This is a genomic window from Streptomyces sp. R35 (assembly GCF_041053035.1).
Lineage (GTDB): Bacteria > Actinomycetota > Actinomycetes > Streptomycetales > Streptomycetaceae > Streptomyces > Streptomyces lutosisoli.
Genome location: NZ_CP163440.1, coordinates 5,084,659 through 5,099,866 on the forward strand (window position 1 = coordinate 5,084,659; position 15,208 = coordinate 5,099,866).

A 15,208-nucleotide genomic window follows, 5' to 3' on the forward strand; every position below is an offset into this window, starting at 1 on the left:
CGCCGACCACTGAACGCCGTACGAAGGGGACATGGCCCCAACTCCCCGAGCCCTGCCCCCAGATACACCCACCCCAACCGCCCGCCCCCGCATGCCCCTGGCCGTCTACATCCTCGCCCTCTCCGTCTTCGCCCTCGGCACCAGCGAGTTCATGCTCTCCGGCCTCCTCCCGCCCATCGCGGAGGACATGGACGTCACCATCCCCCAAGCCGGCCTGCTGATCTCGGCGTTCGCGATCGGCATGGTCGTAGGAGCACCCCTCCTCGCGGTGGCGACGCTCAGACTCCCCCGCCGCACCACCCTCGTCGCCCTCATCACCGTCTTCGGGCTCGGCCAGGTAGCAGGCGCCCTCGCCCCGACCTACGGCGTCCTGTTCGCGTCTCGCGTCGTCAGTGCTCTCGCCTGCGCGGGGTTCTGGGCGATCGGGGCGGCGGTGGCCGTCGCGATGGTGCCGGGGAACGCGCGGGCGCGGGCGCTGGCCGTGATGATCGGGGGGCTGTCGATCGCGAATGTGCTGGGGGTGCCCGCCGGGGCCTTCCTCGGCGAGGGGCTCGGCTGGCGGTCGGCGTTCTGGGCCGTCGCCGCCGCCTCGGCGATCGCGCTCCTCGGGGTGGTCACGCTCATCCCCCGTATCCCTCTCCCCGCCCAGAAGCCGCAGCTCAGGCGCGAGGTACGCATCTTCCGGAACCGGGAGGTCTGGCTGTCCATCGGCGTCATCATGCTCGGCGCCGCCGGTGTGTTCTGCGCGTTCAGTTATCTCGCGCCGCTGCTCACGGATGTCGCCGGGCTCGACGACGGGTGGGTGCCCGCCGTGCTCGCGCTGTTCGGGGTCGGCGCGCTCATCGGGACCACCGTCGGGGGACGATTCGCCGACGCGCATCTCTTCGGCGTGCTGATCAGCGGTATGGCGGCCGACACCGTCATCCTCGTCGGGCTCGCCCTCTTCGGGCAGTACGCGATCGGCGCCGTGGTTCTCTCCTTCCTCCTCGGGGTCGCCTGCTTCTACACCGCCCCCGCGCTGAACGCCCGGATGTTCAACGTCGCCGCGGCCGCCCCCACCCTGGCCGGGGCCACGACCACGGCCGCCTTCAACCTGGGCAACACCTGCGGGCCCTGGATCGGCGGCGCGGTCATCGACGCCGGGTTCGGCTACACCTCCACCGCATGGGCGGGCGCGGCCATGACCACCCTCGCCATCGGCGTGGCCGCCGTCGCACTGCGGCTGCATCGCCGTACGCGGAACTCACGCGTCGTGACCAGGGCGGGCGGCGCGAACAAATCGGTACGTACGCAAGCGTGATCCGACCTATCCTCGCCCGCATGGGAGACATGGGCGGGGACATGGCTGCGGACCAGATGGCGGACCGGGTGACGGAAGCCGTCGCGGGGAGCGTGGCGCTGTTGCGCGCCGCGGTCGCGGCCGGGACTGACTGGGACAGTGTCAACGCGGGGAGCCTGGAGTGGAGTTGCCGGGAGACCGCCGAGCACACCGCCAGTGCTCTCATCGCGTACGCGGGGCAGTTGGCCGGACGGGCCACGAAGGCGTACGTCCCCTTCGAGATCGTGATGGAGGACGATACCGACAGCGCGGGCGTCGTCGACGTGCTCGAGACGACCGGCGCCCTGCTCACCGCCACCATCCGTACGACACCCCGCGAGGTGCGCGCCTACCACCCGTACCCGTTCCGCAGCGCGAACCGCGAGGGCTTCGCCGCGATGGGCGTCGCCGAGGTCCTGCTGCACACGTATGACATCGCCGAGGGGCTCCAGCTCGCCTATGAACCCCCGGCCGCGCTCTGCGAGTGGGTCCTCACCCGGATCTTCCCGCAGGTCCGGCCCGAGCCCGACGCCCCCTGGCGCACCCTCCTGTGGGCCACCGGTCGCGGCGAACTGCCCGGCCGCGACCCGGTCACCGAGTGGCGCTGGTCCAACAACCTGGTGATCGAGTCCGAGCGGCTCACGCTCCAGGGGGTCACCCCGGCAGCCGCCGCCGATCTGAGCGCGGGCGGCACCGGCGGCTTCGAGTGGATCGAGGGCGGCCCGTTCGAGGGCACGCGGGACGCCGCCGGGATGGTCGTGAAGGCGTACGAGGGCGGGGTGCACCGGCCGGAGTGGGGCATGTTCGTGCTCGTACGGCGGGAGGACGGCCGCGCGGTCGGCGGGATGGGCTTCCACGGCGTCCCCGACGAGGAGGACCGCGCCGAGGTCGGCTACGACCTCGCGGAGAACGCCCGCGGCCACGGCTACGCCACCGAGGCCCTGCGCGCCCTCTCCGCCTGGGCCCTGGCCCGCGACGACGTCAAGCTTCTCTTCGCGGCCATCGACCGGGCCAACACCCCGTCCCTGGGCGTCATTTCGCGCGCCGGGTTCAAGCGGGTGAGCGAGGACGTGGAGCAGTACGCGTACGAGCTGCACGGCATGGACCGGTCCCTGCGGCTGTACGCCCGGGAGGGCTGAGGCTACTTCCCCGGATGTTTCCGCCGCCGCAGCCCCGCCCCGTACAGCAGTCGCACCACCTCGCGGCTGCTGACCCGTACCGCTCCCGCGCGCACGGCATCCTCGTACCGGTGCGACGGTATGTCGTAGTGGTCGCGTTCGAAGGCGCGCGGCGGGGCGCCCAACTCGGCGGCGAACGCGTGCAGTTCGTCGTACGAGACATCGCTGATCAGGTGGGACCACAGGCGACCGTGCCCGGGCCAGGTGGGCGGGTCGATGTAGACGGTCACGAGGACGCGGCTCCGCCGGCCGCCGAGCCCAGGGAGCCCACCGACGCCACCTTCACGCCCGCCTTGTGGCACACCCAGTGCGGGTCGGGGCCCAACTCGGGTTCGACGTCGAGGGCGTGCGGGTCCCCGGAGCCGCAGACGGGGCACAGCGGCCACCGCCCGTGGCGCTCCAGCAGGGCGTCCTGGACGTCCTGGGCGACGAGCCCGGCGACGTAGTTCTTGCCCTCCGGCCACTGCTCGACCCACCAGCGGCGCTGCACCACCGAGTCCTCGACCAGGGAGACGACGTCCGCCTCGGCGACCTCGCCCGCGATCAGATCGGCGAGCACGAGGGCACGCGCCGCGTGCAGCGCCTGCTCCATGGGGCTGACGGGGTTGCCGGAGGGGTCCATGTCCCCATTGTGCGCACCCTTGACCGTATGCCCCAAAGGAAAATATCTTTCAAGAGTGACCCAAGACGTGAAGGAAATTTTCGCGGGAGAGGCGCCGCCCGCCCCCGCCGCCCTCGCGGCCAAGGTGCGGACACTCGCCCCCTCGATGACCCGCTCCATGCAGCGGGTCGCCGAGGCCGTCGCCGCCGACCCGGCCGGCTGCGCGGCCCTTACGGTCACCGGCCTCGCCGAGCTCACCGGCACCAGCGAGGCCACGGTCGTGCGGACGGCCCGTCTCCTCGGCTACCCCGGGTACCGGGATCTGCGCCTGGCGCTCGCCGGGCTCGCCGCCCAGCAGCAGTCCGGGCGCGCGCCCGCCGTCACCGCCGACATCGCGGTCGACGACCCCCTCGCGGACGTCGTCGCGAAACTCGCCTACGACGAGCAGCAGACCCTCGCCGACACCGCCGCCGGACTCGACACGGTCCAGCTCGGCGCGGCCGTCGCCGCGCTCGCGGTGGCCCGCCGCATCGACATCTACGGCGTCGGCGCGTCCGGGCTCGTCGCCCAGGATCTCGCCCAGAAGCTGCTGCGCATCGGGCTCATAGCCCACTCGCACAGCGATCCGCACCTCGCCGTCACCAACGCGGTGCAGCTGCGCGCCAAGGACGTGGCGATAGCGATCACGCACTCCGGCTCGACCGGCGACGTGATCGAACCGCTCCGGGTCGCCTTCGAGCACGGGGCGACGACGGTCGCGATCACCGGCCGCCCGGGCGGGCCCGTCACGCAGTACGCGGACCACATCCTCACCACGTCGACGGCCCGCGAGAGCGAGCTGCGGCCTGCGGCCATGTCTTCTCGTACGAGTCAGCTGCTGGTCGTGGACTGTCTGTTCGTGGGGGTCGCTCAGCGGACGTACGAGACGGCGGCGCCGGCGTTGTCCGCGTCGTACGAGGCGCTGGCGCACCGGCACACTCCGCGTGGCGGGCGATAACTTCACGCAAGGCGTGTAAAGCAATAAAAATGCGCGCAAAGCAATAAAGGCGCGCAGAGCACGAAAAGCGGGATAACGGGGACCTGAAGTAGCTGGGAGACTGCGGGCCGGTTGTGGCCGGTCGCGCAGTTCCCCGCGCCCCTTTCAGGGGCGTTTTACGACACCCTCACCGGAAAGAGCCGCTCCTCTCATGACCTCCATGTCCAACCACCCCGACCTTCGAGCCGAGTTGGAGGCGCTGACGACCGAGGCGTTCCGCCCCGACCTCGCCGAGATCGATCAGCTGCCCACACTGGAGATCGCGTCGCTCATGAACGGCGAGGACGCGACGGTGGCCGCCGCCGTCGCGCGGCGCCTCCCGCTCATCGCCGCCGCCATCGACGACATCGCCGCCCGGATGGCCCGCGGCGGCCGGCTGATCTACGCGGGCGCGGGCACCGCCGGCCGCCTGGGTGTCGTGGACGCCTCCGAGTGCCCGCCCACCTTCAATACCGACCCTTCGCAGGTCGTGGGCCTGATCGCGGGCGGTCCGACCGCGATCGTCACGTCGATCGAGGGCGCCGAGGACTCGAAGGAGCTGGCCGCCGCCGATCTGGAGAAGCTCGCCCTGACCGCCGAGGACACCGTCGTCGGCATCTCCGCCTCCGGCCGCACCCCCTACGCCATCGGTGCCGTCGAACACGCCCGTGCGCGGGGCTCGTTGACGATCGGCCTGTCCTGCAACGCGCACAGCGCGCTGGCCGCGGCGGCCGAGCACGGCATCGAGGTCGTCGTCGGCCCGGAGCTGCTGACGGGCTCCACCCGTCTCAAGGCCGGCACGGCCCAGAAACTCGTCCTCAACATGCTGTCGACGATCACGATGATCCGGCTGGGCAAGACGTACGGGAACCTGATGGTCGACGTCCGCGCCTCGAACGAGAAGCTGCGGGCCCGCTCCCGCCGCATCGTGGCGCTGGCGACGGGCGCCTCGGACGAGGAGATCGAGCGGGCCCTGGCCGCCACGGACGGCGAGGTGAAGAACGCGATCCTGACGATCCTGGGCGGGGTCGACGGGCCGACGGCCGCCCACCTTCTGGAGGAGAGCAAGGGCCACCTGCGCGCCGCGCTGGCGGCGGCGACCGGCTGACCAGCACTCTCGGGGGGTGCGCACACCGGACACCCTCACCGCCGAAGCGATCCTCCCCCTCGTGGGCGGCCCCGCGAACGTCACCTCCGTCGCCCACTGCATGACCCGTCTGCGACTCGGCCTGCGCGACGGCAGCCTCGTACGGAGAGACGATCTACGAGCGCTGCCCGCCGTCCTGGGCCTGGTCGCGGACGACGACGACACCGACCAGCTCCAGATCGTTCTGGGGCCGGGCATCGTCGCACGCGTGACGCCCGAGTTCGAGGCGCTGCTCACCCCGACGCCGGCATCCAATCAAGCCGATCAACTGGCCGCCACGGGAGCCGAGTTGAAGGAGGCCCAGAAGCAACGCAACGCCACCCCCCTCAAGCTGGCCCTCCGCCGGATCGCGAACATCTTCGTCCCGCTCATCCCCGCCCTGATCGGCTGCGGCATCATCGCGGGCCTCAACGGCCTCCTGCTGAACCTTGGCCGGCTGCCCGCGCTCACCCCGGCACTCACCGCCATCGCCTCCGGATTCATGGCGCTGATCGCGGTCTTCGTCGGCTACAACACGGCGAAGGAGTTCGGCGGCACGCCCGTTCTGGGCGGCGCGGTGGCCGCCGTCATCGTGTACGCGGGGGTCGCGAAGGTGACGGTGGCCGGGATGACGCTCGCGCCCGGCCAGGGCGGCGTCCTCGGCGCGCTGGCCGCCGCGCTGCTGGGCACGTACGTCGAGAAGTGGTGCCGCGGCCGGGTCCCGGCGACGCTGGACGTCCTCGTCACCCCGACCGTCACGGTCCTCGTCACCGGCCTGGTGACGCTCTACGCCCTGATGTACGCGGCCGGAGAGCTCTCCTCCGCCATCGGCACGGCGGCGAACTGGCTCCTGGACCACACGGGCGCCTTCGCGGGCCTGATCCTGGGCGGCCTGTTCCTGCCCCTCGTCATGCTCGGACTGCACCAGGCCCTGATCCCCATCCACACCACCCTCATCGAGCAGCAGGGCTACACGGTCCTGCTCCCCATCCTGGCGATGGCGGGCGCGGGCCAGGTCGGCGCGGCAGCGGCGGTCTACGTCCGCCTCCGCCACGACACCTCACTCCGTACGACGATCAGGTCCGCCCTTCCGGCCGGGCTGCTCGGCGTGGGCGAACCCCTGATCTACGGGGTCTCACTCCCGCTCGGCCGCCCGTTCCTGACCGCCTGCGCGGGCGGCGCGGCGGGCGGCGCCTTCGTCGGCTTCTTCGCGACGCTCGGCGACAAGGTGGGCGCGACGGCGATCGGACCGTCGGGCTGGGCCCTGTTCCCGCTGCTCGCGGGGAACAGGGGGTTGGGGATGACGGCGGCGATCTACGGGGGCGGGCTGCTGACGGGGTACGCGGTCGGCTTCGCGGCGACGTATTTCTTCGGTCTCGGTGGACCGCGGGCTCAGAGCGGCCCCTGACGCACGTTGTGCTGCCGCAGGTCGACCGCGAAACGGGCGGCGGTCACGAAATCGTTGTCGTCGTGGAGGACGACAAGGCCGTGGTGGGCGGCGGTGGCACAGATCTGGAGGTCGACGGCGGACAGCGCCTGATGGGCTCCGTGTTCGGCGGCACGCAGTTGTAATCCGCCGATCCACTTGGGCGCGCTCTTGGGTACGGCGATGTCGTCGTAGAGGTCGGCGAACATCCCGCCGTACGCCGCGTACTCCTTCAGGTTCCGCGCCGACCGCAGGAACTCCGCACGCTGGGGGTAGCACGACCGGACGTCGCCGTCCGAGGCGACCGGGAGCCATTCCCTGTAGAGGTACTGATCACGGAGGAGGCGCCAGAGCGCCGACGAGTCCAGGAGGTAGCCGCTCATGCGCCGTACGCCTCCTTGTCAGCGCGGTGTGCGGCCTCAGCCCCTTCGATGTCCCACTCCTTGGCGAGCTCGAAGTACTTTTCATAGGCGGCAGCTCGACTCAGCCGCTTGTTGTACTCCTCCAGCGCCTTCGCGACCGCGGCGGTCTTCGTCCGGTGACCGCCCAGACGCTTGGCCGTCTCCAGTGCCTCGTCATCGATGTCGATGTGCGTCAGGGACATCTCGACCTCCGTGATGTACATACTTAGCCGCGATCCTCTCTGCGAGTGTACATATCCGTCGGACCTCCGCCCTGGAAAAGAACGATTGTCAGTGGCTTGTGCAACCGTGGGGCACGTACAGCGCACGCCCGGAGAAGGGACCGACCACCGTGAACCACGCCCAGCTGACCGCCCTCGGCCGCGCCCTGCGCGTCCTCGGCGAGCACGGCGACGCGCTCACCGCCGACACCCCTGACGCGAAGCTGCACGAGGTCAAGGCCGACCTGAAGCGGGCCCTGGACCTGCTGGACGAGACGGTGACGACGGCGGCGCCCACGACCCGCTGCGCCGAACATCCGAACGGCCCGGTGGACGAGAGCGCCCCCGACCGCTGCCTGCTCTGCGAGACCCGCCGCCGCACCGCCCGCCGCACCGAGGTCAACGACGCGTACGGCCACGGCCGAGCCCCCGCCCCGGACGAGGCCCCGGAGCGCTCGATGTCCCGCTACGGCATCCGCGGCGACCGCCCCCAGCCCCAGCAACGCTGGCTCCCGGAGGTCTGGAACGGCCAGGCCTGGCAGCTCTGCGGCACCCCCCGCCGAGACCGCCAGGAGGCCGAGCGCTACCTCGCCGCCGAGCGCCGCACCCCCCGCCCGGGCATGGCGTACCGCCTGGTCCACGAGTTCACGGACTACGAGGTGCTGCGCATCTGGGGCACCCCGGTGAAGGTCGACATCGAACCGATGGGCAACTTGTAGCCGCCCCCCTCAGGAGGCGAGCGATTGGCAGATGTGTGCCGCGCTGGGCCCGCATTCTGCGGCAATCTGCCGGAACAGATCTGCCAATCACCGACCCCGGGAGCGGGCGCCGGTCACGGCAGCCGCCCCTCCGCGTTGATCAGCCGCACCCTCGCCCGCAGCACCTCCCCCGGCGGCGCCTCGCCGAGCGCGTCCGCAGGGCAGTCCCACTCAAGGCCACCGCCCAGGGGCCGCAGCTGTACGTAGCCGCCCTCGCGCCCCATCACCTGGCCGAGCCGCCCGTCCCGTACGTCGATCACGTACTCCTCGGTCACGCGTCACCTCCGGCGGCGGCGCCGCGCAGCACGGCGGTCAGCTTCTGCGCCGTGCCGACGTTGCAGCGGCCGAGCGCGACGAGGGCGAAGGGTTCGTCGCTCACGCCGGTGACCGGGTCGACCCGCAGCGAGGGCAGCACGACACCGACCCCGACGAGGGCTGCGCGCAACTCCTCGACGATCTCCTCGGTGGGCCGCAGCCGCTTACTCGACGTCATCTCCATCGCTCTGTTCCCTCCACGCTGAGTGTTCCTGATTCATACACAGCGTGGCGATCTGCCCTCTAACCTGGCGAGAGGCGGCGTCCCAACAACCCAGGGTGTGCGACAGGGAGTTGTCCATGGCAGGTCCGAAGGATCTCGACCCGTCCTCGTCCCCCCGCGCCCTGCTGGGCGCCGAGCTGCGCCACGCCCGCGAGAAAGCGGGCCTCAGCCAGGAAGAGCTGGGCGGGCGACTGTTCGTCAGCGGCTCGTTCATCGGCCAGTTGGAAGCGGGCACCCGGCGGATGCAGCCGGACTACGCCCGGATGTTGGACGAAGTCCTGGGTACGCATGACTTCTTCACGCGCAACTGCGGGGCCGCGGCCAAGTCTCGTTATCTCGAGCAGTTCGCGGAGGCGGCGGAGGCGGAGACGTTCGCAACGGCGATCCGGCAGTACGCGCCGCTGCTGATCCCAGGGCTGCTCCAGACGCCAGCGTACGCACGGGCCGTAAATCGCGCTTACGCGCCGACGGCACCGGAGGAGGTGATCGACGAGTGGGTGGATGGCCGGATGGAGCGGACCCGCCTTCTCAACGACCCAACAAAGCCGTTGTTGTGGGCGGTGCTTGACGAGGCGGCGCTACGCCGGGAAACGGGTGGCCGCGCGGTGATGGCGGAGGCCCTGCGCCACGTCGCCGGTCTGGCCCACCGAAACCGGGTCATCGTGCAGGTGCTGCCGTTCAGCGTGGGAGCGCACACCTCAATGGACGGCTCCCTGAAGCTGATGGAGTTCGAGGACGCCCCTCCGCTGGTCTACCTCGAAGGGGTCGGCACCGGGCGGCTGGAGGACGACCCGGCCACCGTCAAGCACCACAAGCTCGCCTATGAACTCCTCACCGCCTCCGCCCTCTCGCCGCAGAAGTCCCTGGCCCTGATCGAGGCACTGGCGCAGGATTACAGCCATGAGGAACTTCCCTGACTACGACCTGAGCACGGCCATATGGCACAAGTCCAGCTACAGCGGGGGCGGCGGCGACAACTGCCTCGAAGTCGCCCACTGGCGCAAGTCGACGTACAGCGGGGGCGGCGGCAACGATTGCCTGGAGGTCGCCGACGGGCACCCAACCCTCATCCCCGTCCGCGACTCCAAAAACCCCCACGGCCCGAAGCTCGCGTTCCGGGCGAACGCCTGGTCCGCATTCATCGCGGACGTCAAAGACACGGCCCAGGCGGCCCATTGAGCGGCGGCCCCCGTGACGACGAACCGGTCTTCGTCAGAAGCAAGTGGGGCACGAACCGGTACGTCTACAACCCGAACAATCCCCTGGGCCTCGTCCTGATCATCGGCTCGCTGCTCCTCGCGGCGGGCGGCATGTACTACCTCCGGGCAAGCTCGCCCCACCCGGACTCCAGCTGGAGTGAGGGCGAGCTGCGCTCGGCGGTGCACCAGGCGGCGCAGGACCTGGAGAGGGAGCCGCAGTACACCGACGCGTATCTGGGCTACGGCGAGACCATCAAGGGCGCCGTGGAACAGACCGGAAAGGGACCGTCGTACGGAGTCAGGGTCTCCACAGGCCCGTACGACTACACGGTCACCGGCGACGGAACGGACGCGAAGTTCTGCATGCACGTCATCGCGATGCAGCTCGACGGGACGAAGACGAACGCGAGCGCGAACCCGAACGCGAGCACGAAGCTCTCCATCGACGTCACCGACGGCGGCTGCGGATGATCTGAGGCCGACGACCGCCCGAAGCTCAAGCCCCCAGCTCCGAGCCCTCTTTGCAAGGAACGGGAGGCGGGCCTCAACCCGCCCTCCCTCCCCGCGAGTTGACTTGACGCGATCGGCTTGCCACGCACAGTGACGAGGGGCTAGCGTGCCCGCATAACGAACAACCCCCGCTAGGTGCTGGAACACCTGCGGGGGTTTGACCTCCGAGATCGAAAGCGCGATCCCGTGGCTGAAGCCAACTTTAGTGCTGCCCCCCGCTCTGCGCACGCCCTCCCCCACCCCCTGGCCAATCCTGGCTACGGAAAGCTCAACACCCCGGACCAACTCCCCCGCACCCAGCACGACTTCGCGCACCTCCCGCCCCGCGAAGCAGCCATCGCCGCGTACATCGACCGCCTCCCGGGCGGCGCCGACATCTCCGTAAAGACGCTGGCCAAGCACCTCCCGTACGGCCAATGCGCCTTACGCACGGCCCTCAACAACCTCCACCGGGCAGGTCACTTGCGCCGGGGCCGCGAACACCTGGCCGACTCGGGCAGCCCGCGCTGGATCACCCGAACGTGGTTCTCGCGAACGGCGCGGGACGACGACTGGTGGGCGGCGTTCACGCGGGGCGACGTACCGAAGGAATCACCGGAACCCCCGGACCGACCCAGCCCCACCCGCTCCCGCGCGTACATCCTGCTCGCGGCGCTGGGCCGTACGACCCCGGCGCTGTCCCTGTCGCACGCCGCGTGCGCGGACCTCGCGCCCCTGCTCACGGAGTGGTTCGCGAGGGGCGCCACCGATGAGCACGTACTCCAGGCCCTGGCGGCAGGTCTCCCCACCCCGGTGCACAGCCCGGCCGCCCTCGTCCGCAACCGCCTGACCACCAAGCTCCCGCCCGAGCCCGCTCCCGCCCCCCGCCCACCCCTGCGCGTACTGGAGTGCGCGAAGTGCGGCGCCCCGGGCCGCCCGGAGGCCTTGCCGGGCGGCATCTGCGGACCGTGCCGAGGCGGGTCCGCCCCACCGCCCCGGCCCTCCGGCCCCCTGACGTCCTCCGCAGTCCGCACCCACGCCGCCGCAGCACGCGCGGCGATGGTCGACCGAAACGAAAGGCCACGCGTATGACCCCTGGTACCGCTGAACACCCGCAGATGCCCATCGAGGACTTCGAGGAACTGGCCGCCAACGCCCCGGAACACGTGCGGCTCGAATTCATCGACGGGCGGCTCCGTACGAAGGACCCGCTCAGCATGGAGGACTTCGAGGAACTGGAGCGCCGGGCACCGGAGACCGTGCGGCTTGAGTACATCAACGGAAAACTAGAGGTCAAGGCCATGCCGGACGGCAACCACACGTCGATCTTCATGTGGCTGCTGCGCCAGTGCATGCAACAACGCCCGGACCTGAATCTCGTACCCGAGTCCGGCGTCAAGGCAGAGGCCTACCGCAAGGGCCGCGCCCGGACGGACGGGTCCCTCGCACCGGTGGACCACTACAAGGGGCACGGCGAATGGTCGGACCCCAACGGCACCCTCATGGCCGTAGAGATCACCTCCCGCGACCGGGACACCAACCAGCGCGACCGTATCGACAAGCCCGTCGGCTACGGAGCGGCCGACATCCCCGTCTACCTCCTCATCGACCGAGACAACAACACGGTCACCGTGTTCAGCGAGCCGAAGGACGGCCGTTACCAGCAGTCCCCCTCCTACCCCTGGGGCGCCTCGGTCGAGCTTCCCGCCCCCGTGAACATCACCCTGGAAACCGAGAAACTGAAGGACTACGCGGACTGACCACAGGACGCCAACCCCATCGGGCCCGCCGATCGTGCTTCACGATCAACGGGCCCGTATCGCGCGGAGGACGTTACGACTTCGCCCCGGCGACCTCGGCCTGCTCGGCCGGGCCGGAGGCGGCCGGCGCCGCCTGCACCGCGGCCGTCCGGCGGCCCGGCAGGAAGGACGCGAGGACGAAGGCGAGGACCGCGGCACCGGCGCCGATGGCCATGACCGTCTTGAAGCCGTTCTCGGAGGGCAGGGCGGTGGTGCCGAAGGTGGTGGTCATCTGGGCCAGGATCACACCGGCGAGGGCGCTGGCGAACGACGTACCGATGGACCGCATCAGGGTGTTGAGGCTGTTGGCGGCGGCCGTCTCGGTGGCGGGCACAGCGCCCATGATGAGCGCGGGCATCGCGCCGTAGGCGAAGCCGACACCGGCGCCGATGATGCAGGAGACCAGGATGAGGTGCCAGACCTCGGACATCAGCACGATGTTGAGGCTGTAGCCGGCGGCCACGATGACCGCGCCGATCATGAGGGTGATCTTCGGGCCCTTGGCCTTGGTGATGGCGGCGGAGACCGGCGCCATGGCCATCATCACCAGGCCCTGCGGGGCCAGCACCAGGCCGACGGTCAGCATGGACTTGCCGAGACCGTAGCCGGTCTGCGTGGGCAACTGGAGCAGCTGCGGCAGGACCAGGGACATCGCGAACATCGAGAAGCCGAAGGCCACCGAGGCGAGGTTGGTGAAGAGCACCTGACGGCGGGCGAGGGTGCGAAGGTCCACCAGCGGCTGGCTGGTGCGCAGCTCGTACGCGCCCCAGGCCAGCAGCACGACGACCGCCGTGGCGAACAGGCCGAGGGTGGTGCCGCTGGTCCAGCCCCACGTGGAGCCCTTGGAGACGGCCAGCAGCAGGGAGACCAAGGCGGTCGACAGGCCGATGGCGCCGATCAGGTCGAAGCGGCCGCCGGCGCGCACCTTGGACTCGGGCACGAGGGTCAGGACGAGGGCGAAGGCGACGGCGCCGAGTGCGGCGGAAGTCCAGAACAGGATGTGCCAGTCGAAGCGGTCGGCGATGAAGGCGGCGGTGGGCAGGCCGAGGGCGCCGCCCACTCCCAGCGAGGCGCTCATGAGCGCGATGGAGCTGGTGAGCCGTTCCTTGGGCAGGACGTCACGCATGATGCTGATGCCGAGCGGGACGACAGCGGCGGCCAGGCCTTGCAGGGTCCGTCCGATGATCATCGGGGCCAGGGAGTCGCTCAGCGCGCAGACGACCGAACCGGCCACCAGCAGGACGATGCTGACCAGGAGCAGGCGGCGCTTGCCGAACATGTCGCCGAGGCGGCCGACGACCGGCGTGGCGACGGAGGCGGCGAGCAGCGTGGCGGTGACTGCCCAGATGGTGTCCGACGCCGAGGCGTGGAGGAGCTTCGGCAGCTCCGGGACGATCGGGATCACCAGGGTCTGCATCAGCGAGACGACGATTCCGGCGAGGGCCAGCACCGCCACCACGGCGTTCGACCGCGGTGAGCCTCCGGCGTCGGCGGGTCGGGCAAGGGTGTCGGACATGGCGGGCCTCCGGGACAGGCAAGGTTGCTTGACTTACTCAAGCTAACCCAAATTGATTGACTTAAGCAAGCGAAACTTTGGGGGAGGGGTCAGCCGTGCGGTTGGGTTGTGTGTCGCCTGCGGGCCGGTGGGGGTTGCCCGCGAAGCCCCGCGCCCCTGAAGGCGCGGGGCTTCGCCCCGCGATCCCCCGCCCACCGCCGTCTTTAGGGGCGCGGGGAACTGCGCAATCTTTCGGACCAGCCCCCACCCACCCGCACCCGACACACAACCGAACGGGGTCGAAGGGGCAGAGCCCCTGGGGATGGGACGGGTAGGGGCGGCGGGGGCGAGGAACCGGTGGGTCAGCTCAGGGTGCGGAGTGCTGCCGCGTCGTACGGCGCCAGGTCACCGAAGCGGCCGTCGAGGACCTTCGCCGCCCACTCCGGGTCCTGGAGCAGCGCGCGGCCGACGGCGACCATGTCGAACTCGTCGCGCTCCAGGCGGTCGAGGAGGTCGTCGATGCCCTTGACCGGGGAGCCCTCCCCCATGAAGCCCTTGATGAAGTCGCCGTCCAGCCCGACCGAGCCGACGGTGATGGTGGGCTTGCCGGTCAGCTTCTTCGTCCAGCCCGCGAGGTTGAGGTCGGAACCCTCGAACTCCGGAAGCCAGTAGCGGCGCGTCGAGGCGTGGAAGACGTCCACCCCGGCCGCGGCGAGCGGGGCGAGGAGCGCCTCCAGCTCCTCCGGCGTCTCGGCGAGCCGGGCGTCGTACGCCTCCTGCTTCCACTGCGAGTAGCGGAAGATGATCGGGAACTCGGGCGAGACGGCCGCGCGCACCGCGGCGACGATCTCGGCGGCGAACTTCGTACGGGCCACCAGGTCACCGCCGTACGCGTCCGTGCGGCGGTTGGTGCCCTCCCACAGGAACTGGTCGAGGAGGTAGCCGTGCGCGCCGTGGATCTCCACGCCGTCGAAGCCGATGCGCTCGGCGGCGGCCGCGGCCTCGGCGAACGCCGCGATGACGTCGTCCAGGTCGGTCTGGGTCATGGCCTTGCCGGTGGCCTCGGTGGCGCCGATGCGCAGGCCGGAGGGGCCGACCGCGGGGGCCTCGGCGAACGGCGGCTGGCCCGCCTCGCGCACCATGCCGATGTGCCACAGCTGCGGCACGATCTTCCCGCCCGCGGCGTGCACGGCGTCGGCGACCTTCGCCCAGCCCGCGAGCTGCTCCTCGCCATGGAAGCGCGGGATGCGGTCGCTCTGCCCGGCCGAGTCGTGGCCCACGTACGTGCCCTCGGTGACGATGAGGCCCACGCCCGCGGCGGCGCGGCGGGCGTAGTAGCCGACCACGTCCTCGCCGGGGACACCACCCGGCGAGAACTGCCGGGTCATCGGCGCCATCACGATCCGGTTGGGGACGGTCAGGCCGTTCAGGGAGACGGGGCGGGACAGGATCTCGGCTGCGCGGGAGGGGGCGGCAGTCACGTAGGGGCTCCTCGGAGAGGTCGGTCACGGGGGTCGATCCGACGTCGAGTAAGACGGGGATTCCAGGTGGTATGTGCATGTGCATCAACCACCCGTGAACGTCAACTCCTCCGTCCGTCGACTCATTCCGCCGCCCCGCACCACCCACATGTGATCCCGAACA

At 70.6% G+C, this 15,208-nt stretch carries 19 protein-coding genes; 11 read left to right on the forward strand and 8 right to left on the reverse strand.

What is annotated here, in order from left to right; all coding sequences use genetic code 11:
• Window positions 1-91: 91 nt before the first annotated feature.
• Both AB5J50_RS23190 and AB5J50_RS23195 read left to right on the forward strand, forming a co-directional pair.
• A complete protein-coding gene (locus AB5J50_RS23190; protein WP_369265488.1) occupies window positions 92-1,300 on the forward strand; it encodes a Cmx/CmrA family chloramphenicol efflux MFS transporter in 1,209 nt (402 codons plus the stop codon).
• A 29-nt stretch (window positions 1,301-1,329) separates the two neighbouring features.
• Window positions 1,330-2,457, forward strand: a complete 1,128-nt coding sequence (locus AB5J50_RS23195; protein ID WP_369265489.1) for a GNAT family N-acetyltransferase — start codon at window positions 1,330-1,332, stop codon at window positions 2,455-2,457.
• A 2-nt stretch (window positions 2,458-2,459) separates the two neighbouring features.
• On the opposite strand, the gene AB5J50_RS23200 is transcribed toward AB5J50_RS23195, so the two are convergent.
• The gene (locus AB5J50_RS23200; protein ID WP_369260312.1) at window positions 2,460-2,726 is read right to left on the reverse strand and encodes a DUF4031 domain-containing protein; all 267 of its coding nucleotides are present in this window, start codon (window positions 2,724-2,726) and stop codon (window positions 2,460-2,462) included.
• The gene (locus AB5J50_RS23205; protein ID WP_369260313.1) at window positions 2,723-3,118 is read right to left on the reverse strand and encodes a hypothetical protein; all 396 of its coding nucleotides are present in this window, start codon (window positions 3,116-3,118) and stop codon (window positions 2,723-2,725) included. The genes AB5J50_RS23200 and AB5J50_RS23205 overlap by 4 nt, the downstream gene beginning before the upstream one ends.
• Before the next feature lie 55 nt (window positions 3,119-3,173).
• Between AB5J50_RS23205 and AB5J50_RS23210 the strand changes: the two genes are divergently transcribed.
• The 3 genes from AB5J50_RS23210 to AB5J50_RS23220 all read left to right on the forward strand — a co-directional run bounded on the left by AB5J50_RS23210 (window position 3,174) and on the right by AB5J50_RS23220 (window position 6,646).
• The gene (locus AB5J50_RS23210; protein WP_369260314.1) at window positions 3,174-4,094 is read left to right on the forward strand and encodes a MurR/RpiR family transcriptional regulator; all 921 of its coding nucleotides are present in this window, start codon (window positions 3,174-3,176) and stop codon (window positions 4,092-4,094) included.
• A gap of 190 nt (window positions 4,095-4,284) precedes the next feature.
• Window positions 4,285-5,220 (forward strand): N-acetylmuramic acid 6-phosphate etherase, encoded by a 936-nt coding sequence (gene murQ, locus AB5J50_RS23215; protein WP_369260315.1) that lies wholly within the window; start codon window positions 4,285-4,287, stop codon window positions 5,218-5,220.
• Window positions 5,221-5,236: 16 nt separating this feature from the next.
• Window positions 5,237-6,646: a PTS transporter subunit EIIC gene (locus AB5J50_RS23220; RefSeq protein WP_369260316.1), complete on the forward strand. Its 1,410-nt coding sequence runs from the start codon at window positions 5,237-5,239 to the stop codon at window positions 6,644-6,646.
• Here AB5J50_RS23220 and AB5J50_RS23225 read toward each other — a convergent pair.
• Entirely contained in the window at window positions 6,631-7,047 is a 417-nt protein-coding gene (locus AB5J50_RS23225) for a PIN domain-containing protein (protein ID WP_369260317.1), read from the reverse strand. The genes AB5J50_RS23220 and AB5J50_RS23225 overlap by 16 nt on opposite strands.
• Window positions 7,044-7,289, reverse strand: a complete 246-nt coding sequence (locus AB5J50_RS23230) for a type II toxin-antitoxin system VapB family antitoxin (protein ID WP_369260318.1) — start codon at window positions 7,287-7,289, stop codon at window positions 7,044-7,046. The genes AB5J50_RS23225 and AB5J50_RS23230 overlap by 4 nt, the downstream gene beginning before the upstream one ends.
• Before the next feature lie 128 nt (window positions 7,290-7,417).
• Between AB5J50_RS23230 and AB5J50_RS23235 the strand changes: the two genes are divergently transcribed.
• Window positions 7,418-8,005 (forward strand): hypothetical protein, encoded by a 588-nt coding sequence (locus AB5J50_RS23235; RefSeq protein WP_369260319.1) that lies wholly within the window; start codon window positions 7,418-7,420, stop codon window positions 8,003-8,005.
• Window positions 8,006-8,118: 113 nt separating this feature from the next.
• On the opposite strand, the gene AB5J50_RS23240 is transcribed toward AB5J50_RS23235, so the two are convergent.
• Together AB5J50_RS23240 and AB5J50_RS23245 are read right to left on the reverse strand one after the other, a co-directional pair.
• Entirely contained in the window at window positions 8,119-8,319 is a 201-nt protein-coding gene (locus AB5J50_RS23240; protein ID WP_327435394.1) for a hypothetical protein, read from the reverse strand.
• Window positions 8,316-8,537: a hypothetical protein gene (locus tag AB5J50_RS23245; protein WP_369260320.1), complete on the reverse strand. Its 222-nt coding sequence runs from the start codon at window positions 8,535-8,537 to the stop codon at window positions 8,316-8,318. Before AB5J50_RS23245 ends, AB5J50_RS23240 begins: the two co-directional genes overlap by 4 nt.
• Before the next feature lie 122 nt (window positions 8,538-8,659).
• Here AB5J50_RS23245 and AB5J50_RS23250 point away from each other — a divergent pair, with 122 nt between their 5' ends.
• From AB5J50_RS23250 to AB5J50_RS23270, 5 genes are all read left to right on the forward strand, one after another.
• Window positions 8,660-9,499: a Scr1 family TA system antitoxin-like transcriptional regulator gene (locus AB5J50_RS23250; protein WP_369260321.1), complete on the forward strand. Its 840-nt coding sequence runs from the start codon at window positions 8,660-8,662 to the stop codon at window positions 9,497-9,499.
• Window positions 9,483-9,761: a DUF397 domain-containing protein gene (locus tag AB5J50_RS23255; RefSeq protein WP_369260322.1), complete on the forward strand. Its 279-nt coding sequence runs from the start codon at window positions 9,483-9,485 to the stop codon at window positions 9,759-9,761. The genes AB5J50_RS23250 and AB5J50_RS23255 overlap by 17 nt, the downstream gene beginning before the upstream one ends.
• Entirely contained in the window at window positions 9,758-10,252 is a 495-nt protein-coding gene (locus AB5J50_RS23260) for a hypothetical protein (protein WP_369260323.1), read from the forward strand. Before AB5J50_RS23255 ends, AB5J50_RS23260 begins: the two co-directional genes overlap by 4 nt.
• 282 nt (window positions 10,253-10,534) lie before the next feature.
• Complete coding sequence (locus tag AB5J50_RS23265; protein WP_369265490.1) at window positions 10,535-11,362, forward strand: hypothetical protein; 828 nt, start codon at window positions 10,535-10,537, stop codon at window positions 11,360-11,362.
• Entirely contained in the window at window positions 11,359-12,030 is a 672-nt protein-coding gene (locus tag AB5J50_RS23270; protein WP_369260324.1) for a Uma2 family endonuclease, read from the forward strand. Before AB5J50_RS23265 ends, AB5J50_RS23270 begins: the two co-directional genes overlap by 4 nt.
• Before the next feature lie 73 nt (window positions 12,031-12,103).
• On the opposite strand, the gene AB5J50_RS23275 is transcribed toward AB5J50_RS23270, so the two are convergent.
• Both AB5J50_RS23275 and AB5J50_RS23280 read right to left on the reverse strand, forming a co-directional pair.
• Window positions 12,104-13,585, reverse strand: a complete 1,482-nt coding sequence (locus AB5J50_RS23275) for an MFS transporter (RefSeq protein ID WP_369260325.1) — start codon at window positions 13,583-13,585, stop codon at window positions 12,104-12,106.
• A gap of 341 nt (window positions 13,586-13,926) precedes the next feature.
• Window positions 13,927-15,045 carry an NADH:flavin oxidoreductase gene (locus AB5J50_RS23280; RefSeq protein WP_369260326.1) on the reverse strand — a complete coding sequence of 373 codons (1,119 nt, stop codon included), beginning with the start codon at window positions 15,043-15,045 and terminating at the stop codon, window positions 13,927-13,929.
• Between the last annotated feature and the right edge of the window lie 163 nt (window positions 15,046-15,208).